We start from the raw sequence: 22,554 nt of genomic DNA, 5'->3' as shown, positions 1-22,554 counted from the left end.
GGACAATCGACCACGTGACCCAGACCTCCGCCCTGCCCGAGCAGCACCCGCTGGCCGCCGGCCTCACGACGCGTTCACCGTTGGTCCGCGCGTTGCGCGGCGACCGGCCCGAGACGCTGCCGGTGTGGTTCATGCGCCAGGCGGGGCGCTCGTTGCCCGAGTACCGCGAGCTGCGCGTCGGCACCGAGATGCTCGACGCCTGCCTCACGCCCGACCTGGCGAGCGAGATCACGCTGCAGCCGGTCCGCCGTCACGGCGTCGACGCGGGCATCTTCTTCAGCGACATCGTCGTGCCGATCAAGCTGGCCGGCGTGGCCGTCGACATCGTCCCGGGCCGTGGACCGGTGCTCGAGACGCCGATCCGCACGGCGGCCGACGTCGCGGCCCTGCGGCCCCTCGATCCGGAGGCGCTGGCCCCGATCGCCGCGGGCGTCGCCCAGACCGTCGCGCAGCTCGGCAGCACGCCGCTGATCGGGTTCGCCGGTGCGCCCTTCACGCTCGCCGCCTACCTCGTCGAGGGCGGGCCGTCGAAGGACCACATCCGTGCCCGCGCCCTCATGCACAGCGACCCCGAGACCTGGGACGCCCTGCTCACCTGGGCCGCCGACGTGACCGGCGCCTTCCTGCGGGCCCAGGTGCTCGCGGGTGCGAGCGCCGCCCAGTTGTTCGACTCGTGGGTCGGGTCGCTGTCGCTGGCCGACTACACCGCGCACGTCGCCCGCCACTCGGCGCGAGCTCTGTCGCACGTCGCCGACCTCGACGTGCCCCGCATCCACTTCGGCGTGGGCAGCGGCGAGGTGCTGGCCGCCATGCGCGACGTCGGCACCGACGCCGTGGGAGTCGACTGGCGCATCCCGCTCGACGAGGCCTCGCGCCGCCTCGGTGGCTCGACCCCGGTGCAGGGCAACATCGACCCCGCCATGCTGCAGGCGCCGTGGGCCGTGCTCGAGGCGCACGTCCGCGACGTGGTCGAGCGTGGTCGGGCGGCCCCGGCGCACGTCCTCAACCTCGGCCACGGCGTCAGCCCCGACACCGACCCCGACGTGCTCACCCGCATCGTCGAGCTCGCCCACACGCTGTGACCCCGCCCGTCGTCACCCCGGGCGCCGTCGTCGACGTCGCCGTGGTGGGCGGCGGCATGGGCGGCATCGTGCTCGCCCGCGACCTGGCCGCCGCCGGGCTGAGCGTCGTCCTGTTCGAGGCGTCCGACCGTCTCGGCGGCGAGGTCTCGCGACACGTGGTCGCCGGCATCGCGCTCGACGCCGGGGCCGAGAGCTTCGCCACCCGTGGCGGCACGGTCGCCGGCTTCGCCACCGAACTCGGCCTGGGCGACGACATCGTCCTGCCCGACCCCCGTGGCGCCTGGCTGCACGAGGCCGACGGTGAGTCGTTCCCGATCCCGCGCACGGGGTTGCTCGGCATCCCCGGCGACCCGTCCGCCGCCGACGTCCGCGCCGTCGTCGGCGAGGCCGGGGTGAGGCGCGCGCTCGACGACGCCGAGCTGCCCGCCGAGGTCGGGACCGAAGAAACCACCCTGGGGGGTCTTGTCCGCGCCCGCATGGGTGACGCGGTCGTCGACCGGCTCGTCAGCCCCATCGTCTCGGGCGTCCACTCGCTCCACCCCGACCTCCTCGCCGTCGACCGCGTCGCCCCCGGACTGCGCTCGGCCCTGCAGCGCGAGGGCAGCCTCGCCGCCGCCGTGCTCGGGCTGCGAGCCCTGGCCCCGGCCGGGTCGGCCGTGGCGGGCATCCGCGGCGGCCTCGCCCGCCTGGTCGACCCGATCGTCGCCGACCTCGAGCGGCACGGCGTCGACGTCCGGCTCGGCACCCGCGTCCGCTCGATCGACGAGACGAGCGTCGAGACCGCCGACGGTGAGCACGTCCGGGCGAGACAGGTCGTGCTGGCCGTGGGAGACCACGACGCGGTGGCCCTGACGACCCGCGCCTCCTCGGTTCCACCCGGGGCGATCACCCTCGCGACCCTCGTCGTCGACCGGCCCGAGCTCGACGCGGCGCCCCGGGGCACGGGCGTGCTCGTCGCCCCCGGCTCGACCGGCCTGCGCGCCAAGGCCCTCACCCACGCGACCGTCAAGTGGAGCTGGCTGGCCGACCTCGCCGGGGGACGCCACGTGCTGCGGCTCAGCTTCGACTCGCCCGTCGTCGATCGCGGCACGCCCGACGCCGAGGTGCGTGACGCGGCGCTCGCCGACGCCTCGACCCTGCTCGGCGTCGACCTCGCCGAGCGCCACCTGGTCGGTTTCGGCCGGGCCACCTGGGACGCCCCCCGCCGGGCCGAGGCGGCGGCCGTCACCGAGCCCGTGGTCGAGGTCGTGCAGGCAGGAGGCGCGGTGGCGGGCCGCGGGCTGGCCGCGATCGTCGCCCACTCGCGTCGTCAGGCCGCCACCCTGGTGGCGTCGCTCTCGTCGCCCCCGTCCCGCGACTGAGGCCTCGGGGTCGGTCGGCTTCGGTCCGGCGCGGGCGTCGGGCAGCCGCCTCGGGCTACATTGGACGGACGTGTGCGGCACATGCCGTCGCGCGTACGACCACGAATGGAGTCCCCCGTGCGAGGCAAACTGATCTTCGTCGCCGGAGCCGCTGTCGGATTCGTGCTCGGCGCCCGCGCCGGCCACGACCGGTACGAGCAGATCACCGAGAGGGCGTCCAAGGTCTGGAACAGCCGGGCCGTGCAGCGCCAGGTCGCCAAGGGCCAGGACTTCGCCGGCGCCAAGACGGCCGACGGCGTCGACGCCGTCGTCACGGGCATCACCCGCGGCATCTCCAAGCTCTTCGGCGGCGGCCGCAAGAAATGACCGACTCGACGCGCAGCGACAAGGTCCGACACAAGACCAGGCCACGGTCGCTCTTCGCCCTCGTGCAGGACGTCCCCACGCTGGTCACCGACCTCGTCAAGGGCGAACTGGCCCTGCTCAAGTACGAGGTCATCGGCACGCTCAAGGCGTTCGGCATCGGTGCGGGGTTCCTGGTCGGGGCGCTCGTCTTCGTCTTCGCCATGCTCGGCGTCCTGCTGACGGGCATCGTCCTGCTGCTCGCCATCTGGCTTCCCGGCTGGGCCTCGGCCCTCATCGTCGCCGGCGTGCTGCTGCTCGTCGCCGCGCTGCTGGCGTTCCTCGGGTACAAGTCGATCAAGAAGGGGCTCCCCGCGGTCCCCGAGAAGACCATCGCGAGCCTCAAGGCCGACCTCAAGGCCGTCAAGGGCGTGGGCTCGATCCCCGGCGCCCGCCTCGACGAGCGCTGACGCGCCTCCTCGACCCCCCATCCTTCCCGTTCCCGACAGGAGCACCGTGAGCGACAGCAGTGACATCCAGGCCCACATCGACCGCACGCGAGCCGAGCTCGCCGCGACGCTCAACGAGCTCGAGGACAAGCTGAACGTGCCCAAGCAGCTGGGCATCGCCGGGCACCGCGCCAAGGCGTCGTTCGACCGCGACAAGACCCCGTGGCTCGCCGCCGCCGGGGCGGGCGCCCTGGCCGTCGCGGGCGTCGTCGTCGCGGTCGTCAAGCGCCGCTGACCGGTCGCCGGGCTCGCCCGACGGCTCGTCCCCGGTGAGCACCCGGACCCGTTCGCTCGACCGGGAGCAACCTGGTTGGGCTCCCAGCGTGCCGAGAGGGAGAATGACTGCATGACTTCCAGCGCCGACGCGGCAGCGCCCGTACTGCCGACGTCCGATTCACCCGCAGCACCCGTCGAGACCGAGCCAGGTGACGCCGCGGCGAGCACACCGCCGCCCGTCGAACGCCTCGGATACACGCTCTGGGCCGTGCTGCGTCGCGACCCGCAGAACCCCTACGCCCCCGAGCTCGACGACGTCCCGCAGCTCGACGCGGTCGTCGACGCCCTCGCCGGGGTCGGCGTCACCGTGCGCGGCTTCTACGACGTCAGCGCCCTCCGGGCCGACGCCGACATCATGATCTGGCTGCACGGCGAGGTCCCCGAGGCCGTCCAGTCCGCCTACCGGCAGCTGTTGCGCACCGACGTGTTGGGCGGCCTGCTGCCCACCTGGAACGCCATGGGCATGCACCGCGAGGCCGAGTTCTCGCGCAACCACAGCCCGGCCTTCATGCGCGGCAAAGAGCCCGAGACCTGGCTCACGGTGTACCCGTTCGTGCGCAGCTACGAGTGGTACCTGCTGCCAGAGGCCGAGCGCCGTCAGATGCTCGCCGAGCACGGCAAGCAGGGCTCCGAGCACCGCGCGGTGCTGACGAACACGGTCGCCAGCTTCTCCCTCGGCGACTACGAGTGGATCCTCGCGCTCGAGGCGCCCGAGCTCGTCCAACTCGTCGACCTCATGCGCGACCTGCGCTACACCGAGGCCCGACGCCACGTCCGTGAAGAGATCCCGTTCTTCACGGGCCGCCGCATCCCCACCACCGACATCATCGAGGTCTTGTCGTGACCGACACCAGCAACATCACCAACGGGCAGCTCGTCCGCAACGCCACACCCGCCGCCGCCAAGGGGCCCGAGCACGTCTCCGAGCCGACCGACTACGACGCCATCCTGCTGGCCGGCTTCGGTGGGCCCGAGGGGCAGGACGACGTCATCCCGTTCCTGCGCAACGTCACGCGCGGTCGGGGCATCCCCGAAGAGCGACTCGAAGAGGTCGCGACGCACTACCGCCACTTCGGCGGCGTCAGCCCGATCAACGAGCACAACCGCGAGCTCAAGGCTGCCCTCGAGGCCGAGCTCGAGCGTCGCGGCATCGACCTGCCGGTCATCTGGGGCAACCGCAACTGGCAGCCGTACATGGCCGACGCGGTGCGTGAGGCCGACGAGCGTGGGTTCCGCAAGCTGATCGCGGTCGCGACCAGCGCCTACTCGTCCTACAGCTCGTGCCGCCAGTACCGCGAGGACTTCGCGATGGCGCTCGACGCCACCGGGCTCGAGGGCACCATGCAGATCGACAAGGTTCGCCAGTTCTTCGACCACCCCGGGTTCGTGCAGCCGTTCATCGACGGTGTGCGCGACGCGCTCGTCAAGGCGCGCGCCGAGAACGAGGGCCTCGATCTCACGACCGAGGTGCAGGTGCTGTTCGCCACGCACTCGATCCCCTCGACCGACGCGGCCAAGAGCGGCCCCGAGGCGCGCGGCTTCGACGCCGACGGCGCCTACGCCGCGCAGCACAAGGCCGTCGCCGAGGTCGTCATGGCCGCCGCCGAGGCCGCCCTCGACCTCGACCTGCCCGAGGGTGGCGGCACGACCGTCCCCTGGCAGCTCGTCTACCAGTCGCGCAGCGGCCCGCCCTCGATGCCGTGGCTCGAGCCCGACATCAACGACGCCATCGACGACCTGGCCGGCGGCCCGACCCGCGCCGTGATCATCGTGCCGCTCGGATTCGTCAGCGACCACATGGAGGTCATGTGGGACCTCGACAACGAGGCGATGGAGACCAGCGAGAAGAACGGTTTCTGGGCGACGCGCACCCCGACGCCGGGCATCGACCCGAACTACGTCACCGGGCTGGTCGACCTCGTGCTCGAGCGTCGTGACGGCGTACCGGCAGAAGACCGTCCGCACGTGACCGACCTCGGGCCCTGGTACGACGTGTGTCGTCCCGGCTGCTGCGAGAACGTGCGACTCGGCTTCAAGCCTGCCCTGTCCGGGCTGGTCCCCTGACCCCGTGGCGACCATCCGCATCGGAACCCGGGGCAGCGCGCTGGCCGTCGCCCAGTCGACCACCGTCGCCGACCGCATCGCGGCGGCGACCGGCCACGACGTCGAACTCGTCCGCATCAAGACCGAGGGCGACCGGTCGCAGGGCACCGGTGAGTCGCTGGCGTCGCTCGGGGGCACCGGCGTGTTCGCCAGCGCCCTGCGCGAGGCGCTCCTCGCGGACGAGTGCGACGCGCTCGTGCACTCCCTCAAAGACCTGCCCACCGCCACGCACCCCGGTCTCGTCATCGGGGCGACGCCCGGTCGTGCGGACGCCCGCGACGCCCTGTGCGCCCGCGACGGGCTGACCCTCGAGGGACTGCCCGAGGGGGCTCGCGTCGGCACGGGGTCGCCGCGTCGTGCCGCCCAGTTGCTCTCGCGACGTCCCGACCTCGAGGTCATCGACATCCGCGGCAACGTCGACACGCGGCTCGGTCGCGTCGGCGTCGACCTCGACGCGGTCCTGCTCAGCGCGGCCGGGCTCGGCCGCCTGGGACGGCTCGACGCCGCGACCGAACTGCTGGGGCTCGGCTTCTGGCCCAGCGCACCGGGCCAGGGCTCGCTGGCCGTCGAGGTCCGCGACGGCGACCCCGACGAGGCACTCGCTCGCGGTCTGGCCGCCATCGAAGACGAAGAGACCCGTCTCGTGGTGACGGCCGAGCGGGCCGTGCTGGCCGGCCTCGAGGCCGGGTGCGCGGCACCCGTCGGTGCCAGTGCCGTCGTCGACGCCGGGTTGCTGCTGCTCAGCGCGACCGTGTACAGCCCCGACGGCAGCCGACGCCTCAGCTCGTCGCACGCCGTCTCGCTCGACGACGGCCCGCTCGTCGCGCGGCTCGCCGACGTCCACGAGGTCGCCGGCCGTGTGGTCGACGAACTGCTCGACTCCGGCGCGGCCGAGTTCGCCCCGTTGGGCGGCGGACCGTCCGGCGGTGACCCCCTGGGCAGCGCCTCGTGACCGCCGACAAGCCGCTCAAGGGCGTCCGCGTCCTGGTGCCGCGCGGCGGCAAGTGGGGCGACGGGGTCGCGGCCTCGCTCCGGTCGCGCGGTGCCGCGCCGGTCATCGCCCCCCTCATCAACTTCGCTCCCGCCGAGACGCCCGAGCTGCTCGCCGCCGCCCTGGCCCGTCTCGAATCCGGCGTCTACGAGTGGCTCGTCGTCACGAGCGCCACCACGGTCGACGTCCTGGTCGGCAACGGCATCCGGCCCCCGGCGTCGACGCGGGTCGCCGCGGTCGGCGAGACGACCGCGGCCGCCCTGAGCCTGGCGGGCATCCGCGTCGACTTCGTCCCCGAGGGCGACAACTCGGCCCGAGGGCTCGTGAAGGAGTGGCCGGCCGACGAGGTCACCGGTCGCGTGCTCGTGCCGCAGTCCGACCTGGCCGAGCCGACCCTCGTCGCCGGGCTGTCGGCCCGCGGGTTCGACGCCGAGTTCGTCTCCGCGTACCGCACGGTCGGCGTGCCCGTCTCGGCCGAGGTGCGCGACGGCGTCGCCGACGGCTCGATCGGCGTGCTGCTCGTGACCTCGGGCAGCGTGGCCCGTCAGATCGCCGCCCAGCTGGCGCCCCTGCCGTCGGCGACCCTCGTCGCGTGCATCGGCCCGCGCACCGCCTTCGACGCCCGTGCCGCGGGACTGCCCGTGCACCTGATCGCCGAGACCCGATCGGCGGCCGCCCTCGTCGAGGCCGTGGTGGACCACGCCCTCGACGGCCCGTCCGCCGGAACGACCCCCACCGAGAAGGACTGATGTCTGACTTCCCCCGCGTGCGGCCCCGCCGCCTGCGTGCCACCCCTGCCCTGCGCCGTCTGACAGCCGAGACCCGCCTGCACCCCGCCGATCTCGTCCTGCCGATGTTCGTCCGCGAGGGCATCGACGAGCCGTCCCCGATCTCGTCCATGCCGGGCGTCGTCCACCACAGCCTGTCGAGCCTTCCCCGGGCGATCGAGCAGGCCGCCGAGGCCGGAGTCGGCGGAGTCATGCTCTTCGGCGTGCCCCTCGAGAAGGACGCCGTCGGATCGGGCGCGACCGACCCCGAGGGCATCCTCAACGTGGCCACCCGCGTGGCGGTCGACGCCGCCCAGGGCGCGCTGGTCGTGCAGACCGATCTCTGCCTCGACGAGTTCACCGACCACGGCCACTGCGGCGTGCTCGCCGCCGACGGTTCGGTCGACAACGACGCCACCCTGGTCCGCTACGACGAGATGGCGGTCGTCCAGGCCGAGGCCGGCTCGCAGCTGATCGGCATGAGCGGCATGATGGACGGCCAGATCGGTTCGGCTCGTGACGCGCTCGACGAGGCCGGGTTCGGCGGCACGGCACTGCTCGCCTACGCCGCCAAGTACGCGTCGGCCTTCTACGGCCCCTTCCGCGAGGCCGTTCAGTCGACCCTCGTCGGCGACCGCCGTACCTACCAGATGGACGCCGCGAACGGGCGCGAGGGTCTCCGCGAGGTCGACCTCGACATCGCCGAGGGTGCCGACGTCGTCATGGTCAAGCCGGCCATGAGCTACCTCGACGTCCTCGCCGAGACCGCCGCGACCAGCACGGTGCCGGTCTGGGCGTACCAGATCAGCGGTGAGTACGCGATGATCCACGCGGCCGCCGCGAACGGCTGGATCGACCTCGACGCCGCGTCCTACGAAAGCGTCCTGTCGATCAAGCGGGCGGGGGCGGACGCGATCCTGACGTACTGGGCCACCGAACTGGCCACGCGCCTCCAGAAAGAGCGGTTCTGATGACCGAGCAGAGCAACGACACCTACTTCACGCGGGCCAAGCGGTCCATCCCGGGCGGCGTGAACTCGCCCGTCCGCGCCTACGGCTCCGTCGGCGGGACGCCACGGTTCCTGGTGGGCGCCAAGGGTGCCTACGTCACCGACGCCGAGGGGCGCGACTACGTCGACCTCGTCGCCTCGTGGGGCCCCGCCATCCTCGGGCACACGCACCCCGAGGTGCTCGAGGCCGTGCAGCAGGCCGCGGCGCGTGGCCTGTCGTTCGGGGCGTCGACCCCGGCCGAGACCGAACTCGCCGAGCTGGTCCGGGAACGCGTCGCCGTCGGCGACCAGCGGCCGATCGGCAAGCTGCGCATGGTGTCCACCGGCACCGAGGCGACCATGACGGCCATCCGTCTCGCCCGCGGCTACACCGGTCGCGACCTGCTCGTGAAGTTCGCCGGGCACTACCACGGGCACTCCGACTCGCTGCTGGCCGAAGCCGGCTCGGGCGTCGCCACGCTGTCGATGCCCGGCTCGGCCGGCATCACGGCCGAGACCGCGGCCCAGACGCTCGTCCTGCCCTACAACGACCTCGACGCCGTGCGCGCGGCCTTCGACGAGCACGGCCCCCGCATCGCGGCCGTCATCGTCGAGGCGGCCGCCGCGAACATGGGCGTGCTCGCGCCGCAGCGCGGCTTCAACCGCAGCCTGTCCGAGATTACGCGACGCCACGGCTCGCTGCTGATCGTCGACGAGGTGCTCACCGGCTTCCGGGTCGGTCGCGCCGGCTGGTGGGGCCTCGAGGCGTCGCAGGTCGTGCCCGACGGCGCCGGGTGGGAGCCCGACCTCATCACGTTCGGCAAGGTCATCGGCGGGGGCATGCCGCTGGCGGCCCTGGGCGGACGCGCCGAGGTGATGGACTTCCTCGCCCCGCTCGGGCCGGTGTACCAGGCGGGCACGCTCAGCGGCAACCCCGTGGCCGTCGCCGCCGGCATCGCCACGCTGAGGCTCGCGACGCCCGAGGTCTACGCCCGGCTCGACACCGTCGCCGACCAGCTGTCGGCCGGCGTCTCGGCCGCCCTGTCCGCCGAGGGGGTCGAGCACAGCGTCCAGCGCGCCGGGTCGCTCTTCTCCTTCGCCTTCACGCCGACGGCCCCGAACGACTACGACGACGTCCGGGCCCAGCAGACCTGGCGCTATCCGCCGTTCTTCCACGCCATGCTCGACGCCGGGGTCAACCTGCCGCCGTCGGTGTTCGAGGCGTGGTTCGTCACGGCGGCCCACGACGACGACGTGGTGTCGCGCATCCTCGACGCCGTGCCCGCAGCGGCCAAGGCCGCCGCGGCCGCCCAGGCGCCGCACTAGTCCGCGCGAGCGCGCCGGCCTCCGTTCCGGTTCGCCGGGGGGCTCGGCCTGCCCCGCCGCATCCCGCCACGATGTAAACAACCCGCCACATCATTTCTTGGCGGGTTGTTTACATCGTGGCGGGGTGGCGGGGTGGCGGGGTGGCGGGGTGGCGGGGTGGCGGGGTGGCGGGGTGACCGGCTGGCCGGGTGGGCCGGCGGCGGGCGCTCCGGCAGCGGCTACGCGTGGCGCCGTGATGCACCGGGCGGCTCAGCGGCGGCGGGCGCGGGCCGACCAGCGACCGTCGGCCCGATCGATGACGAGCGGGTGGTCGAACGCGCCCGACACGAGGTCGGACGTCAGCACCTCGTCGGCCGGGCCGGTGGCGAAGACCTCGCCGTCGCGCAGCAGCAGCGCGTGCGACGTGCTGCTCGGCAGGTCCTCGAGATGGTGCGTCACGGTGACCGAGGCCATCCCGGGGTGGGCCGTGCGCAGCTCGTCGACGGTGTCGAGCAGGTGTTCCCGCGCCGCGACGTCGAGTCCCGTCGCCGGTTCGTCGAGCAGCAGCAGGGCCGGCTCCGAGACCAGGGCGCGGGCGATCAGTGCCCGACCGCGTTCGCCCTGGGACAGCACGCTCCACCGTGCCGAGAGGCGGGACGAGAGGCCGACGCTCGCGACGAGGTCGACGACCCGCGCCTCCTGCTCGTCGCCGGGCGCCCAGCGGGGCACCGGGTCGCTGCTGCCCGTGAAGCCGGTCAGCACGACCTCGCGCACGGTGTTGTCGCCCACCATGCGGTGCCGGGGATCGACGTGGCCGATGTGGCGGCGCAGCTCGCTCAGCTCGACGCGTCCGAGACGGCGGCCGAGGACGTCGACCGTGCCCGCGGTTGGGTGGCCGAGCGCCCCGCACAAGGTCAGCAGTGTGGTCTTGCCGGCTCCGTTGGGGCCGATCAGCGCCCAGTGCTGGCCGGCGTCGACGCGCAGCGACACGTCGTGCAGCAGATCACGACCGCCCCGGGTCACCCGCGCGTCGACGACGTCGAGCACGGGCGGCACCGGGGCGGACGCGGAGGGGGCTGAGGTCACGCGCGGTAGATGCCCGCCTCGCGTACCTGGTCGAACAGGCCCTGCAGGCGTGCGGGCTGCTCGCGCACGGCGGCGGCGGCCGCCGCGGCGTCGTCGGCCTTGACGGCGTCACGGAACGCCACGGTGAAGGCGTGCGCCTGCGGGTAGTCGAAGATGCCGTTCGCCGACGGGCGACGCAGCAGCAGCAGGAGGCGCGGGCCGGTGTTCGACCACAGGCGCGTCAACGACTCGCTGTCGGCCGCGGCCAACAGGATCTCGTTGGCCCGCACGAGGCCCGCGATGTCTTCTTCCTTCTTCGCCTTGAAGGCCTTGGCCCGGGTGTCGAGCAGGCCGACGACCTCGGCACGCTGAGCCTTGTCGAGCTTGGGCACGGCCCGCTCGACGAAGAGCGACCAGACGGCGTAACCGACGTCGACGGTGTCGACGAACTCGCCGTAGGACGGGTCGACGATGCGCGTGTAGCGGTTGGCCTCGATGTCGACCAGGGCCTGGTCGGCGAGCTTGGCGATGGCCTCGCGGACGGGTGTGCGGGAGACGCCGAGCCAGGCGACCAGCTGGTCGTCGTTCAGACGCTCGCCGAACTCGAGGGTGCCGTCGATGATCGCGGCGAACATCTTGTCGTAGACGACGTCGCGCAGCAGGCGGCGGGGAGCGGGCGTCTGGTCGTCGTTCTGGGGGATCGGCATCGGGGGCCTCCGTCGTGTGTGCGGATGGGTGGCGACGGTCGACGGTGCGGGGCACCGCGGTCGGTCGGGTTCGTCGACCCGGCCCTGAACCGGTCGCCGACATGTCGAGCATAAACCCGTGGGCTGAGTACGTATGGGTGATCCGGAGTTCTAGATTCGCGATCCGCCGACGCGCACGACCGTCCGGCCGCGGGTCCGACCCGCCAGGATCGCCTCGCCGGCATCCACCACGTCGGCCAGGGCGACCTCGTCGGTCATCGAGTCGAGCAGGTCGAGGTCGAGGTCTCGCGCCAGCCGGTCCCAGGCGTGCTGCCGCAGCTCGAGGGGCGCCTCGACCGAGTTCACGCCGGCCAGGGTCACCCCTCGCAGGATGAACGGCAGCACCGTCGTCGGGAGGTCGGCGCCCTGGGCGAGCCCGCAGGCCGTCACGGTGCCGCCCCAGCGGGTCTGGGCCAGGACGGTGGCGAGGGTGTGGCTGCCGACCGAGTCGACGCCGCCGGCCCAGCGGGCCCGCTGCATCGGCTTGCCCGCGCCGGACAGCTCGTCGCGGTCGATCAGGGTGGAGGCCCCGAGCGAGCGGAGGTAGTCGCCCTGCTCGGTGACGCGACCCGAGGAGGCGCTGACCGAGTACCCGAGGCGGCTCAGCACCGCGATCGCCACCGACCCGACGCCTCCGGCCGCCCCGGTCACCACGACGTCGCCGTCGTCCGGGCCGACGTCGCGTTCGAGCCGGAGGACGCTGAGCATCGCCGTGAAACCCGCCGTGCCGATGGCGGCGGCGCGTCGGCCGTCGATGCCGCGGGGGAGCAGCACGGCGCTGTCGGGGTCGATCACGACCCGTTCGGCGAAGCCGCCGGGCCTGGTCTCGCCGTGGCCGGCACCGTTGACGAGCACCTCGTCGCCCGGTGCGAAGCGTGACGAGCCCGAGGACGCCACGACGCCGACCAGGTCGATGCCGGGCACGAGCGGGTCGACCCGGGCGACCCCGGGGTCGCCGCGCAGGGCGAGCCCGTCCTTGTAGTTGATGCCGGACCAGGTGACGTCGACGACGACGTCACCCGGCTCGGCGACCGGTTCGTCGAGCTCTCTCAGCTCGACGGCCCTGCCCTTCTCGACGACGATCGCACGCATGCGACCGAGGCTACGCGGGCGCGATCAGGCGAGGCCAGGCGAGGCCAGGCGAGGTCAGGCGCGATCGACGGGGCCGGACGCCCCGGCCTTGCCCCCGAGGAAGCCGCCCAGCGCGCTGACGAGGTCGAGCCCCGTCGTGGCCTTCACGACGTCCTGCAGCTGCGTCATGTTGTTGGCGACGGACTTGGTCAGCTCGTTGGCGCCGTCGGTCGACACCACCGTCAGGGCGTCGATGTTGCCCATCGGGGCCGCCATCTCGCGGGCGATCTCGGGCAGGCGCGAGATGACCTGCGACGCGAGCGCCGCCTGGCCGAACTTGCCCTGCGCCTCGGCCAGGGCATCGACCGCCTCGGCCTCGGCGAGACCCTTGGCCTTGATCGCCGCGGCTTCGGCCCGACCGGCGGCCTCGACGGCCGCGGCCTCGTTCTCGGCCGCGTTGCGGGCGGCGTCGGCGAGCTGGGTGCGGCGGAACGCCTCGGCCTCGACGGCCGCGTTGGCCGCGTCGCGCTCGGCCTCGGCGTTCTGCACGGACGCGTAGGCCGCGGCCTCGGCGGGCTGACGGACCTCGATGTTGAGTCGCTCCTGGTTGACCTTGGCCTGCTCGGCGACGGCGATGCTCTCTTGTTCGGCGACCAGCTTGTCTTGCATGGCCCGGGCGAGCTCGCCGGCGGCGGCGGCCTCGGCCTGTGCCCGGTCGGTCTCGGCCTTGATCTGGGCCTGGCGCACGTCGAGCTGCAGCTGGCGCTCGGCCGTCTGCTGGGTGTTGCCGATGCGGGCCAGTGCGGCGATGCGCTCGGCCTCGGCCTCGGCGACGTCGGCGTTCTGCTTGGCGACGGCGGCCTCGGCACGCCCGCGGTCGGCCAGGTACGTGCTGCCCGGCGTCTCGATCTCGCGGATGTTCATCGTCTCGATCTGGAGGCCGAGCTCGGCGAGCTCGCCCTTCGTCTCGTTCACGGCGTCGGCCGCGAGGCGCGAGAAGTTCTTGACCAGGTCGTCGACCGGCTGGCCACCGATGAGGCCGCGGATCGACCCCTCGAGCGACTGCTGCACGATGACGGGGAGCTGCTGCTGCTGCAACAGGTAGCGCTGGGCGGCGCGACGCACCCCGTCTTCGGTGCCGGTCACCTTGAAGTTGACCGTCGCCTTGACCGCGGTGCGGATGTAGTTGGCGTCGATCGCCTGCACCTCGACCGGGGTCTGGTACTGCTCGAGCGACAGCTTGAAGCCCTCTTGGAAGATCGGCCAGACGAAGGTGCGGCCACCGATGATGACCTTCTGCGGGCTGGAGATGCCCCCGCCCTCGGAGCGTTCGGCACCACGGCCGACCACGATCAGCGCCTCGTTCGGCGGGACGCGGCGGACGCGGCTGGCGACGAACGACAGCAGGGCGAGCACGATGACGACGGCGACGACGATGGCGACGACGCTGACGTTCGAGGATATGAAGTCCACAGGGCTTCCTTTCAGTTGGTCCGGGGATCACGTGACACGGAGGCCTCGCCGGCGTCGAGCGCCTCGACCTGCACGCGCGGGCCGTTCTCGGCCACGACGCGGACGCGGACGCCGCGCTCGATGCGTGCGTCACTGGTCGCGAGCCGACGCTCGAGCTCGCGGACGTCGTCGAGTCGCACCTCGCCGCCGGCCGGGCCGGTGGCCTCGGTCGTGACGCCGACGAACCCGACGGGTGACCAGTGGCCGCCGCTCTCGCGGCGGGTCACGCGGCGGACGACGAGCTGGATCAGCACGAGGGCGACGAGCGCCATGCCGACGGCGACGGCGTACGTCCACCCCGCCGCGAGGTCGGTCTGCGACGTGACGACCCCGGCGAGCCCGAAGATGGCCAGGGCAGCGCCCAGGGCGACGCCCGAGACGAGCCCGTCACCGACGTCGAAGACGTCGAGCAGGTCGCCCACGACGATGCTGACGAGCAGGAGCAGGAGTCCGATCGCCCCCACCACGATGAACGTGATCATGTGCCGAGCCTGTCAGAGTCCGGCCGGGTGCACATCGCCTGCGCGACGGACCCGGGGGTGACGACGAGGTGGCCGGCCCTGGGGACGAGCCGACGACGGGTCCACGGGGACCCCGCCCACGACTTGCCCGCCCCTGCCCACGACCTGGCTGCCCCGCCCACGACCTGCCCGCCCCCGCTCCCGTCAGCCGAAGAGGATCGCGGCCTCGTCGTAGCGGTTCTGCGGGACGACCTTGAGGCTGTCGAGGGCCTCCTCGAACGAGACGTGGACGATCTCGGTGCCGCGCAGGGCGACCATGCGACCCCAGCGTCCCTCGACCACCGCGTCGCTCGCCGCCATGCCGAGTCGCGTGGCGAGCACGCGGTCGTAGGACGTGGGCGTACCGCCGCGCTGGATGTGCCCCAGCGTCGTGGCGCGGGTCTCGATGCCCGTGCGCTCCTCGATGACGGGGGCGAGGCGCTCGCCGATGCCGCCGAGGCGCGGGCGGCCGAAGGCGTCCAGGCCGCGCTCGGAGTGCACGTCGCTCTCGTGGTCGGGCACGAAGCCCTCGGCGACGACCACCAGCGGTGCGCGCCCCCGGTCGTAGGCCGACTGAACCCACTCGACGATCTGGTCCATGCTCGTCGCCTGCTCGGGGATGAGGATCGCGTGGGCACCCGCAGCCATGCCCGAGTGGAGGGCGATCCACCCCACGTGCCGGCCCATGACCTCGGCGACCATGCAGCGGCTGTGCGAGTCGCCCGTGGTGCGCAGGCGGTCCATGGCGTCGGTGGCGATCTGGACCGCGGTGTCGAAGCCGAAGGTGTAGTCGGTCGCGCCGAGGTCGTTGTCGACGGTCTTGGGCACGCCGACGATCTTGAGCCCGGCGTCCGTCAGCCGCTTGGCCGCGGCCAGGGTGCCCTCGCCGCCGATGGCGATCATGGCGTCGATGCCGAAGCGCTCCATGTTCTCGGCGATGCGGTCGACGCCGCCGTCGCCCTCGAACGGGTTCGTGCGACTCGTCCCGAGGATCGTGCCGCCCTGCTTCGCGATGCCCTGGATCTCTTTGCGGGTGAGGGGCATCACGTCGCCGTCGACGACCCCGCGCCAGCCGTCGCGGAAACCGACGAACTCTTGTCCGTGGATCTGCGTGCCCTTGAGCACGGCGCCGCGGATGACCGCGTTGAGACCGGGGCAGTCGCCACCGCTGGTGAGGATTCCGATTCGCATCGAGGGGCTCCATCGCATCGAAGGGCCCGATCGACGGGCCGAGGTCGAGACCCATCATGGACCACGAGGAGGCGCGGCACCTGTCCACGGGGCCGGTCGCCCCCCTGCCCGGTCGCGCAGGCGGCCGTACTACCCTCGCCTGCATGAGCAACGAGCAGCCGGGGCGTCCGCCGTCGCCGTGGGCACGCTTCGCCCGGCCGACGCCGACAGAGCCCGACCGGGGCGAGTTCCCGTTCGGCCCCCCTCGGCCGGTGCACCCCGAGGCGGCCGCGGCCGACCACGGCTGGCCGTTCGACCACTCCGGTGCCCCGCAGCAGCCCGTCGCTCAGCAGGCGTTCTTCCCCCAGGCGGGCGGGCAGCAGCCCGGCGTCCAGCAGACCGCCGCGGCCACGTGGGACTCCGACGGTCGTCAGGTCTGGGCGCCGGCCCCCGGGGCCGCACAGGCCACCGGGTCCACGACCGACGCCCGGCCCGAGAACGCCGGCCTCGGCTCGTACTTCTTCCCCGCCGACGACGACTGGTCGTCGGCGCCGCCCCGCACCGACGACGAGGGTCGCGGTCTCGCGATCGCGTCGATCGTCTTCGGCGTCTTCTTCGCGCCCCTCGGCCTGGTCTTCGGCATCGTGGCCGCGCGACGCGCCCGGTCCGCCGGTCGGCCGGCCACCCTCGCCCTGACCGGCATGGTGATCGCCTCGATTTTCATCGTCCTGGGCCTCGCGTACGCCATCGCGGCACTCGACTACTTCTCGCAACTCGCGACGGCGTGCGCCCAGCTCGGGCCCGGCGACTACGTGAACGCCAACGGCCAGACCGTCACCTGCGAGTGACCCGGGCGGCCCCCGGCCGGTGCCCGACGCGGGCCGACACCGGACGCGGGAAGTCGGCGGCGCGGGCCGTCGTGGACGACCCGCGCCGCGCCTCCTCGGCTAGAGCGAGACGGTGCCCGTGTCGGCGACGTTCTTCGGGTGCCCGCCGGTGACGGCCGCCTTGGCGTACTTGAAGAGGGTGACGGCCTTCGGCTCGTTGCTGATCCAGTACTCGGCCGTGTCGACGTCGACCTCGAGGAGGGCGACGCTCGGGTCGTCGCGGCCCTGGTCGAACCAGGCCTCGGCGCCGGTCGTCCACAGTTCGTCGACGAGCGCGGAGTCCTTGACGATCGACGCCCGGCCCGCGAGCGACAGGTAGCCCTTTCCGGTCTCGACGGCCACGTTCACCTGGGGGTGCGCCTTGACGTCGTCGACCTTCGGAGAGGGGTCGCGCGTGAAGAAGTACACCTTGCCGTCGAAGTCGCGGTCGACGAGCGCGAGGGGCCGGCTCACGAGGTGGCCGTGGCTGCTCTGCGTGGTGAGGATGCCGATGCGGCCCGCGTCGAGGACCTCGCCGATCTTCTTGGTGTCGTTGGTCTCAGTCATGCCGGGGACCCTACGCCGGAGGCTCGAGGACGGTCACAGCGCCGGAGGCACGTCGACGGTCACCGCGCCGATGGTCAGCCGGCGGTCACCGCCGAGGAGGCGCGGTGCCGGTCGCAGGTCACGTCGCCTCGTGCGCCGCACCCCTCGCAGGCGACCAGTTGCTCTCGGCACTGCACGTCGACGCAGTTCTGCATGCGACTGGTCGCGGTGCCGCAGACCTCGCAACGACCGATCACGGCCGCGTGGTCGCTGAACTCGACCGAGCCGCGACCGTCGAAGACGTAGAGCGAACCGTCCCACAGGCCGTCGTCGCCGAAGCGCTCGCCGTACCGCACGACACCGCCGTCGAGTTGGTAGACCCGCGAGAAACCGCGGGCCGTCATGAGGGACGACAGCACCTCGCAGCGCACGCCACCCGTGCAGTAGGTGACGACGGGCTCGTCCTTGAGGTGGTCGTAGCGCCCGCTGTCGAGTTCGGCCACGAAGTCGCGGGTGGTGGCCACGTCGGGCACCACGGCGCCTCGGAACCGGCCGATGCGCGACTCGTACTCGTTGCGTCCGTCGAAGAAGGTGACCTGCTCGCGCTCGACGAGTTCGTGGAGTTCGTCGGGGGAGAGCCGCTCGCCCGTGCCCACCACGCCGGACTCGTCGACCTGCAGTTCGTCGGGGGCGCCGAAGGTCACGATCTCGTCGCGCACCTTGACCGACAGGCGGGGGAAGTCGTCACCCCTGCCCTCGGCCCATTTCACGTCGAGCCCGGCCAGGGCCGGATGCTGCCGGGTCTTCTTGAGCCACCGCTTGACGTCGGGCAGGTCGCCGCCGAGCGTGCCGTTGAGGCCCTGGTGGGACACGAGCACGCGCCCGCGCAGGTGGAGGGACTCGGCGAGGTCGCGCTGCCAGAGACGCATCGCCTCGGGATCGCCCAGCGGGGTGAAGGCATAGAACAGAACGATCTTCGGGGTCGCCACCAGGAGATCCTACGGGCGAGCCTTCGGGAGCGCCGTACGCCTGAGGCATGTATGCCTTATGCTGATGCCTGGAATGCCAGACATCGACGAAAGGCGACGATGCCCGTCCCCACTCCCGCCCGCCCGGTCATCCCTCGGCGCCTGCAGAAAGACGCCGTCTTCGAGCACCTCGTCGGGGCGATCCTCGACGGCACGCTGCGACCGGGTGAACGTCTGCGGGACGCCGAGTGCGAGACGTGGCTCGGTGTCTCGCGGACGCCCATCCGTGTCGCCATCGCGAAGCTCGAGCAGGTGCAGCTGGCCGAGACATCGGCCAGGCGGGCGACGAGCGTCACGGTCCCTCGCCGCGAGGTCGCCGTCGATCTCCTGGCGGTGGGGTGCGCTCTGCTGGCGGCCGTCGTGGCCTCGGCGGGCCTCGACGAACGATCCGAGCTCGGGCGTCGCCTGACGGGCCTCGTCGATGCCAGCCGCGCCTGTTCGTCGTCGGCGGACGGTTCCGTCGAGGGGGTCGGTGACTCCTGGGCGGCGGTGTGGTCGGCCGTCGACGACCACCCGTTCGGCCGCCTCGTCGTCCGGCACGCGCAACGCCTGTCGCTGCCCTTGCGTCTCCATCTCCGAGAGCTTTCCGCCGACGACCTCGGTGTCGTCGCCGACGAGCTCGTCGACGTTCGCCGCGCGCTCGGCAGCGGGCTGGTCGACGCCGCGGCCGCGGCGTGTGCCCGGGTCACCTCGCGGCTCGTCCCGCCCGACGTCCAGCGGGCCGGGCCGTCGGACTCGTGCGAGGCCTCCGCCACCACCGAGGGCCGTGGCGTCCTCGCCCGGGGCAACGACGTCGCGAGGGCGAGTGCCCGTGCGACCCTCGTCCGACCACGCCTCAGCGACGACGTCTACCGCATGATCCTGGTCGCGATCCTGGACGGCACCCTGGTGCCCGACGAGAGGCTCGCCGACGACGAACTCACCACCTGGTTGGGCGTCTCGCGGACGCCCATCCGCTTCGCTCTCGAGCGGCTGGACGAGAGGGGGCTCGTCGACATGGCTCCGAACCGCTACACGCGGGTCGCTCGCCCCGACGTCGCCGACGTCGTCGCGGCCCGCGATCTGTACGCACGACTCGTGTCGTGGTCGGCCGATCGGCATTCGACGAACCGTCGCGCCGACAGGGCCGAGATCGCGGCGGCGACGAGCCGTCTGCTTCCCGTCGCGACGAGGTCCGAGGGGTCCCCGGCGACCCTGACGACGGTGACCTGCCTCGGCGCCACGATCAGGCGACTCGCTTCGGTGCACGGATCACCGGCGCTGTCGCGCGAGCTCGACATCCTCGAGCCTCGTCTCGCCCACGGCCTGATCTCGTGCGGCTTCGGACTGCCACCGGGCTCGTGGCGGACGTTCTCGAGTGCCGCATGCGCGTCGCCCGACGCGCCGGGCGGCGGCTTGGGCCCTGCCGCGGCAGCCCTGATCCGCTCGCTCAGCCCGCAGGGGGGCTGAGCGTCCCCAGGTCGTCGTCGGCGAACGCGCGGCGGAGGTCGTCGAGCATCGGGTCGTCGACGACGACGATCGACTGCCCGTCCGGCGACGTGCCGGTGCCCGAGACGGGCATCGTCAACGACGTCACGTCGGCCGGTCGGAGCTGCCTCAACGAGAGGCCGAGGCCGATCATGTCGCCCGTGGTCCACGAGCTGTCCACGCCGACGTGACCGGCGGAGGTCTCGACGAAGGCCGAGACGCGCGCCGGGTCGGTCAGGGTGCGTGTGCTCACCAGACGGTCGGCGATGCCGGCGACCAGAGCTTGTTGGTTGCGCATGCGCTGGAAGTCGCCGTCGGCGAAGGCGTACCGCTCGCGCACGAACTCGAGCGCGCTCGGACCGTCCAGCGTGATGGACCCCTCGGCGAAGACGCGGTCCCCTCGACGGAACTCCACCTCGTTCTGCACGGTCACGGCTCCGAGCGTCGAGACGATCGATTCGACGCCGCCGAAGTCGACGACGGCGGCGTGGTCGATGCGGGCGCCCGTCAACGCCTCGACCGTCCGCGTCTGGAGGGGGACACCGCCCCAGGCCAGGGCGGCGTTGATCTTCGCCGGGCCGTGGCCCGGCACCTCGACCCAGGTGTCACGAGGGATCGACATCAGGTCGACGGAGTGACGGTCCGCGGCGATGTGGGCGACCATGATCGTGTCCGCCCGTTGTGGCCCCGAGTCGGCGAGATCGAGTTCGTCGACGGGTGCGCGGCTGTCCGACCCGAGGAGCAGCAGGTTCACCGACCCGTCGGGTGCGGGGGCGGGACGGCCGGCGTAGTCGGTCAGGGCGCCGACGTCGTCGAGTGCGTTCTCGGCCGATCGGATCGTCGTGACACCGAAGATCGCGAGGGCCCCACCCCCTGCGATCACGAGGCCGGTCAGCACGAGCAGGCTCGTCATGGCGAGGCGATGACGTCGGAAGAACGATCGACGTCGTCTGCGGGCACGGTGGTCGGTCATGGTGGCTCCGCGTCGGAGGGCTGGTCGGCGATCGGGTTCGGGGACGCGTGCCGCGTCTCGTTCAGTAGGCGCCGGAGGGTCGGACGACGGCACCGACGGTCTGGACGAGCAGCCGCGCATCGGTCGTCGGCGTCCAGTCGTGGACGTAGCCGAGATCGAGGTCGAGCCCGGCGTCCCAGTCGAGGTCGGAGCGACCGCCGACCTGCCACGGCCCGGTCAGCCCGGGCAGCACCGTCAACCGCTCACGGGCGCGGCTGCAGTACTGGGCGACCTCTCTCGGCAGGGCCGGGCGCGGCCCGACCAGGCTCATCTCGCCCCGCAGCACGTTGACCAGCTGCGGCAGTTCGTCGAGCGAGTGCCTGCGGAGCACGCGGCCGACCCGGGTCACTCGAGGATCGGCGCGGAGCTTGAAGAGCGGCCCGTCGGCGTCGTTCGTCTCGGGGAGGATCGTGACGGCCCGAGCGGAGTCCTGCATCGACCGGAACTTCAGCATCTCGAAGGTCTGGCCGTCGAGGCCACAGCGTTCTTGGCGGTAGAAGACCGGGCCCCGGCTGTCGAGCCGCACCGCCAGGGCGACGAGGGCGAGCGCCGGAGCGAGGGTGGTCAGCGCGGCGAGGGCCCCGACGACGTCGATCGCCCGCTTGGCCCGACGAGCGGCGGCCCGGCGGACGGGGGGAGTCGTCGGGGCGACGTCCGGACCATGGGCGTCGCCCTGGTGGTGGCGGTTCGGTCGGCCGGGCGCGGAGGAGGGGATGCGGGTGCCCGAGGGGGCGGACAGGGGTCTCGTGGTGATCGTCATCGGGTCTGCTCGGTGTCTCTCGTCTCATGCGCGGGCGGCGAACGGCCGACGCATAAAATATCACACAGAAATGAGCAATGACGCAAGAGGGGTTGTCGGCAGGAGCGTCTACGATCGCGACATGGACCAGCTCGAGCGCGCGGACGTCGCTCCCGACGCGGACGACCGACGGCTCGGCACCGTCTACTCGTCGGCACGCCCGGTCGACGTCCGGGCCACCCTGCGGCCGCTGAGCCGCGGCTCGGGTGACCCCTCGTTCCGGGTCGACGGCGACCGGACGTGGCTCGCCCTGCGCACCCCGGCAGGCGAGGCGACGCTGTGCGTGTCCGCGAGTCGCGCCTCCTCGTCCGTCCGCGCCGACGCGTGGGGGCCGGGTGCCGCCTGGGCGGTCGAGCACGTGCCCGAGCTGCTCGGCCGCGGTGACGACTGGTCGGGGCTCGACGTCACGACGAACGCGTTCCTCGCCGACGCCCGTCGGCGGCAGCCGGGGCTCCGCCTGACGCGTACCAACCTCGTGCTGCAGGCCGTCGTCCCGGCGATCCTCGAGCAGAAGGTCACGAGCGTCGAGGCCTGGCGCGCGTGGCGGCAACTCGTTCGTCGTCACGGCACGCCGGCGCCCGGTCCGGCACCCGAGGGGCTCGTCGTGCCGCCGGACGCCCAGGGCTGGCGTCGCATCCCGAGCTGGGAGTGGCACAAGGCGGGCGTCGGTCCGCAGCGGTCGGCGACCGTCATGAGGGTCTGCGCGGTGGCACCCGCGCTCGAGCGCACGCTCGCCGTCGGTCGGGGTGGCGACGAGGTCGCGACGCGCCTCCGGTCGATCCCCGGCGTGGGCGTCTGGACCGCCGCCGAGACGACCCAGCGTGCGCACGGCGACCCCGACAGCCCCAGCGTGGGCGACTACCACCTCCCCGCCGTGGTCGGGTGGGCGCTCATCGGTCGTCCCGTCGACGACGACGGCATGCTCGAGCTGCTCGAGCCGTGGCGTGGCCACCGTGAACGCGTCATGCGGCTGATCACGGGCAGCGGGTTCTCGAAGCCGAGGTTCGGGCCGCGCATGACCATCCAGGACCACCGCTTCCACTGACGC

24 protein-coding genes are annotated in these 22,554 nt (G+C 72.7%); 14 read left to right on the top strand and 10 right to left on the bottom strand.

Features of this window, described 5'->3' with window-relative positions; genetic code table 11:
* Positions 1-14: 14 nt before the first annotated feature.
* The 11 genes from hemE (at position 15) to hemL (ending at position 9,745) form a co-directional block, all read left to right on the top strand.
* Positions 15-1,082 carry a uroporphyrinogen decarboxylase gene (gene hemE, locus ASG28_RS12590; protein WP_055975662.1) on the top strand — a complete coding sequence of 356 codons (1,068 nt, stop codon included), beginning with the start codon at positions 15-17 and terminating at the stop codon, positions 1,080-1,082.
* Positions 1,079-2,443 (top strand): protoporphyrinogen/coproporphyrinogen oxidase, encoded by a 1,365-nt coding sequence (locus tag ASG28_RS12585; protein WP_235477787.1) that lies wholly within the window; start codon positions 1,079-1,081, stop codon positions 2,441-2,443. The genes hemE and ASG28_RS12585 overlap by 4 nt, the downstream gene beginning before the upstream one ends.
* Positions 2,444-2,560: 117 nt before the next feature.
* Positions 2,561-2,809: a hypothetical protein gene (locus tag ASG28_RS12580; RefSeq protein ID WP_071257584.1), complete on the top strand. Its 249-nt coding sequence runs from the start codon at positions 2,561-2,563 to the stop codon at positions 2,807-2,809.
* Positions 2,806-3,255: a phage holin family protein gene (locus ASG28_RS12575; RefSeq protein ID WP_055975656.1), complete on the top strand. Its 450-nt coding sequence runs from the start codon at positions 2,806-2,808 to the stop codon at positions 3,253-3,255. Before ASG28_RS12580 ends, ASG28_RS12575 begins: the two co-directional genes overlap by 4 nt.
* Before the next feature lie 46 nt (positions 3,256-3,301).
* Positions 3,302-3,529, top strand: a complete 228-nt coding sequence (locus tag ASG28_RS12570) for a DUF3618 domain-containing protein (RefSeq protein ID WP_043595223.1) — start codon at positions 3,302-3,304, stop codon at positions 3,527-3,529.
* Between the two features lie 111 nt (positions 3,530-3,640).
* Positions 3,641-4,414 (top strand): hydrogen peroxide-dependent heme synthase, encoded by a 774-nt coding sequence (hemQ, locus tag ASG28_RS12565; protein ID WP_055975654.1) that lies wholly within the window; start codon positions 3,641-3,643, stop codon positions 4,412-4,414.
* A complete protein-coding gene (locus tag ASG28_RS12560) occupies positions 4,411-5,634 on the top strand; it encodes a ferrochelatase (protein ID WP_082454636.1) in 1,224 nt (407 codons plus the stop codon). Before hemQ ends, ASG28_RS12560 begins: the two co-directional genes overlap by 4 nt.
* A 4-nt stretch (positions 5,635-5,638) precedes the next feature.
* On the top strand, positions 5,639-6,625 hold the full coding sequence (gene hemC / locus ASG28_RS12555) for a hydroxymethylbilane synthase (RefSeq protein ID WP_082454635.1): 987 nt from the start codon (positions 5,639-5,641) through the stop codon (positions 6,623-6,625).
* Positions 6,622-7,413, top strand: coding sequence for a uroporphyrinogen-III synthase (locus tag ASG28_RS12550; RefSeq protein WP_055975648.1), 792 nt, complete (start codon positions 6,622-6,624; stop codon positions 7,411-7,413). Before hemC ends, ASG28_RS12550 begins: the two co-directional genes overlap by 4 nt.
* Positions 7,413-8,402: a porphobilinogen synthase gene (gene hemB / locus ASG28_RS12545; protein ID WP_055975645.1), complete on the top strand. Its 990-nt coding sequence runs from the start codon at positions 7,413-7,415 to the stop codon at positions 8,400-8,402. The genes ASG28_RS12550 and hemB overlap by 1 nt, the downstream gene beginning before the upstream one ends.
* Positions 8,402-9,745, top strand: coding sequence for a glutamate-1-semialdehyde 2,1-aminomutase (gene hemL, locus ASG28_RS12540; RefSeq protein ID WP_055975643.1), 1,344 nt, complete (start codon positions 8,402-8,404; stop codon positions 9,743-9,745). Before hemB ends, hemL begins: the two co-directional genes overlap by 1 nt.
* A gap of 249 nt (positions 9,746-9,994) precedes the next feature.
* Here the strand turns inward: hemL and ASG28_RS12535 are convergent, their stop codons facing one another.
* The 6 genes from ASG28_RS12535 to ASG28_RS12510 form a co-directional block, all read right to left on the bottom strand.
* Positions 9,995-10,810: an ABC transporter ATP-binding protein gene (locus ASG28_RS12535; RefSeq protein ID WP_235477786.1), complete on the bottom strand. Its 816-nt coding sequence runs from the start codon at positions 10,808-10,810 to the stop codon at positions 9,995-9,997.
* A complete protein-coding gene (locus ASG28_RS12530; protein WP_055975640.1) occupies positions 10,807-11,496 on the bottom strand; it encodes a GntR family transcriptional regulator in 690 nt (229 codons plus the stop codon). The genes ASG28_RS12535 and ASG28_RS12530 overlap by 4 nt, the downstream gene beginning before the upstream one ends.
* Before the next feature lie 150 nt (positions 11,497-11,646).
* Positions 11,647-12,627 carry an MDR family oxidoreductase gene (locus ASG28_RS12525; protein WP_055975636.1) on the bottom strand — a complete coding sequence of 327 codons (981 nt, stop codon included), beginning with the start codon at positions 12,625-12,627 and terminating at the stop codon, positions 11,647-11,649.
* A gap of 54 nt (positions 12,628-12,681) precedes the next feature.
* Positions 12,682-14,079 carry an SPFH domain-containing protein gene (locus ASG28_RS12520; RefSeq protein ID WP_055975635.1) on the bottom strand — a complete coding sequence of 466 codons (1,398 nt, stop codon included), beginning with the start codon at positions 14,077-14,079 and terminating at the stop codon, positions 12,682-12,684.
* A gap of 11 nt (positions 14,080-14,090) precedes the next feature.
* Positions 14,091-14,600, bottom strand: coding sequence for a hypothetical protein (locus ASG28_RS12515; protein WP_055975632.1), 510 nt, complete (start codon positions 14,598-14,600; stop codon positions 14,091-14,093).
* 183 nt (positions 14,601-14,783) lie between these two features.
* On the bottom strand, positions 14,784-15,809 hold the full coding sequence (locus ASG28_RS12510) for a 6-phosphofructokinase (protein WP_043596536.1): 1,026 nt from the start codon (positions 15,807-15,809) through the stop codon (positions 14,784-14,786).
* Positions 15,810-15,952: 143 nt separating this feature from the next.
* Here ASG28_RS12510 and ASG28_RS12505 point away from each other — a divergent pair, with 143 nt between their 5' ends.
* Complete coding sequence (locus ASG28_RS12505) at positions 15,953-16,636, top strand: hypothetical protein (protein ID WP_157485720.1); 684 nt, start codon at positions 15,953-15,955, stop codon at positions 16,634-16,636.
* Between the two features lie 99 nt (positions 16,637-16,735).
* On the opposite strand, the gene ASG28_RS12500 is transcribed toward ASG28_RS12505, so the two are convergent.
* Positions 16,736-17,221 carry a pyridoxamine 5'-phosphate oxidase family protein gene (locus tag ASG28_RS12500; protein ID WP_055975626.1) on the bottom strand — a complete coding sequence of 162 codons (486 nt, stop codon included), beginning with the start codon at positions 17,219-17,221 and terminating at the stop codon, positions 16,736-16,738.
* Positions 17,222-17,295: 74 nt separating this feature from the next.
* On the bottom strand, positions 17,296-18,189 hold the full coding sequence (gene trhO / locus ASG28_RS12495; protein ID WP_055975623.1) for an oxygen-dependent tRNA uridine(34) hydroxylase TrhO: 894 nt from the start codon (positions 18,187-18,189) through the stop codon (positions 17,296-17,298).
* Between the two features lie 99 nt (positions 18,190-18,288).
* Here trhO and ASG28_RS17070 point away from each other — a divergent pair, with 99 nt between their 5' ends.
* The gene (locus ASG28_RS17070; RefSeq protein ID WP_055975621.1) at positions 18,289-19,677 is read left to right on the top strand and encodes a GntR family transcriptional regulator; all 1,389 of its coding nucleotides are present in this window, start codon (positions 18,289-18,291) and stop codon (positions 19,675-19,677) included.
* Here the strand turns inward: ASG28_RS17070 and ASG28_RS12485 are convergent.
* Together ASG28_RS12485 and ASG28_RS12480 are read right to left on the bottom strand one after the other, a co-directional pair.
* On the bottom strand, positions 19,658-20,668 hold the full coding sequence (locus tag ASG28_RS12485; protein ID WP_055975618.1) for an LCP family protein: 1,011 nt from the start codon (positions 20,666-20,668) through the stop codon (positions 19,658-19,660). The genes ASG28_RS17070 and ASG28_RS12485 overlap by 20 nt on opposite strands.
* A gap of 61 nt (positions 20,669-20,729) precedes the next feature.
* Entirely contained in the window at positions 20,730-21,467 is a 738-nt protein-coding gene (locus ASG28_RS12480) for a sugar transferase (RefSeq protein ID WP_055975615.1), read from the bottom strand.
* Between the two features lie 121 nt (positions 21,468-21,588).
* Here ASG28_RS12480 and ASG28_RS12475 point away from each other — a divergent pair, with 121 nt between their 5' ends.
* Positions 21,589-22,551 (top strand): DNA-3-methyladenine glycosylase family protein, encoded by a 963-nt coding sequence (locus ASG28_RS12475; protein ID WP_055975612.1) that lies wholly within the window; start codon positions 21,589-21,591, stop codon positions 22,549-22,551.
* Positions 22,552-22,554 lie beyond the last annotated feature (3 nt).

Origin of the sequence: Frigoribacterium sp. Leaf415, assembly GCF_001424645.1 — a bacterium.
In the GTDB taxonomy this organism is placed as follows: Bacteria; Actinomycetota; Actinomycetes; order Actinomycetales; family Microbacteriaceae; genus Frigoribacterium.
This window is presented reverse-complemented; position numbering and strand designations above follow the sequence as displayed.

Bases quoted from the DNA above. Each gene is read 5' to 3' on its own strand.
- ASG28_RS12575 (WP_055975656.1), top strand. From the start codon at position 2,806: ATGACCGACTCGACGCGCAGCGACAAGGTCCGACACAAGACCAGGCCA.
- hemQ (WP_055975654.1), top strand. From the start codon at position 3,641: ATGACTTCCAGCGCCGACGCGGCAGCGCCCGTACTGCCGACGTCCGAT.
- hemB (WP_055975645.1), top strand. From the start codon at position 7,413: ATGTCTGACTTCCCCCGCGTGCGGCCCCGCCGCCTGCGTGCCACCCCT.
- hemL (WP_055975643.1), top strand. From the start codon at position 8,402: ATGACCGAGCAGAGCAACGACACCTACTTCACGCGGGCCAAGCGGTCC.
- ASG28_RS12530 (WP_055975640.1), bottom strand. From the start codon at position 11,496: ATGCCGATCCCCCAGAACGACGACCAGACGCCCGCTCCCCGCCGCCTG.
- ASG28_RS12525 (WP_055975636.1), bottom strand. From the start codon at position 12,627: ATGCGTGCGATCGTCGTCGAGAAGGGCAGGGCCGTCGAGCTGAGAGAG.
- ASG28_RS12515 (WP_055975632.1), bottom strand. From the start codon at position 14,600: ATGATCACGTTCATCGTGGTGGGGGCGATCGGACTCCTGCTCCTGCTC.
- ASG28_RS12510 (WP_043596536.1), bottom strand. From the start codon at position 15,809: ATGCGAATCGGAATCCTCACCAGCGGTGGCGACTGCCCCGGTCTCAAC.
- ASG28_RS12505 (WP_157485720.1), top strand. From the start codon at position 15,953: ATGAGCAACGAGCAGCCGGGGCGTCCGCCGTCGCCGTGGGCACGCTTC.
- ASG28_RS12500 (WP_055975626.1), bottom strand. From the start codon at position 17,221: ATGACTGAGACCAACGACACCAAGAAGATCGGCGAGGTCCTCGACGCG.
- ASG28_RS17070 (WP_055975621.1), top strand. From the start codon at position 18,289: ATGCCCGTCCCCACTCCCGCCCGCCCGGTCATCCCTCGGCGCCTGCAG.
- ASG28_RS12485 (WP_055975618.1), bottom strand. From the start codon at position 20,668: ATGACCGACCACCGTGCCCGCAGACGACGTCGATCGTTCTTCCGACGT.
- ASG28_RS12480 (WP_055975615.1), bottom strand. From the start codon at position 21,467: ATGACGATCACCACGAGACCCCTGTCCGCCCCCTCGGGCACCCGCATC.
- ASG28_RS12475 (WP_055975612.1), top strand. From the start codon at position 21,589: ATGGACCAGCTCGAGCGCGCGGACGTCGCTCCCGACGCGGACGACCGA.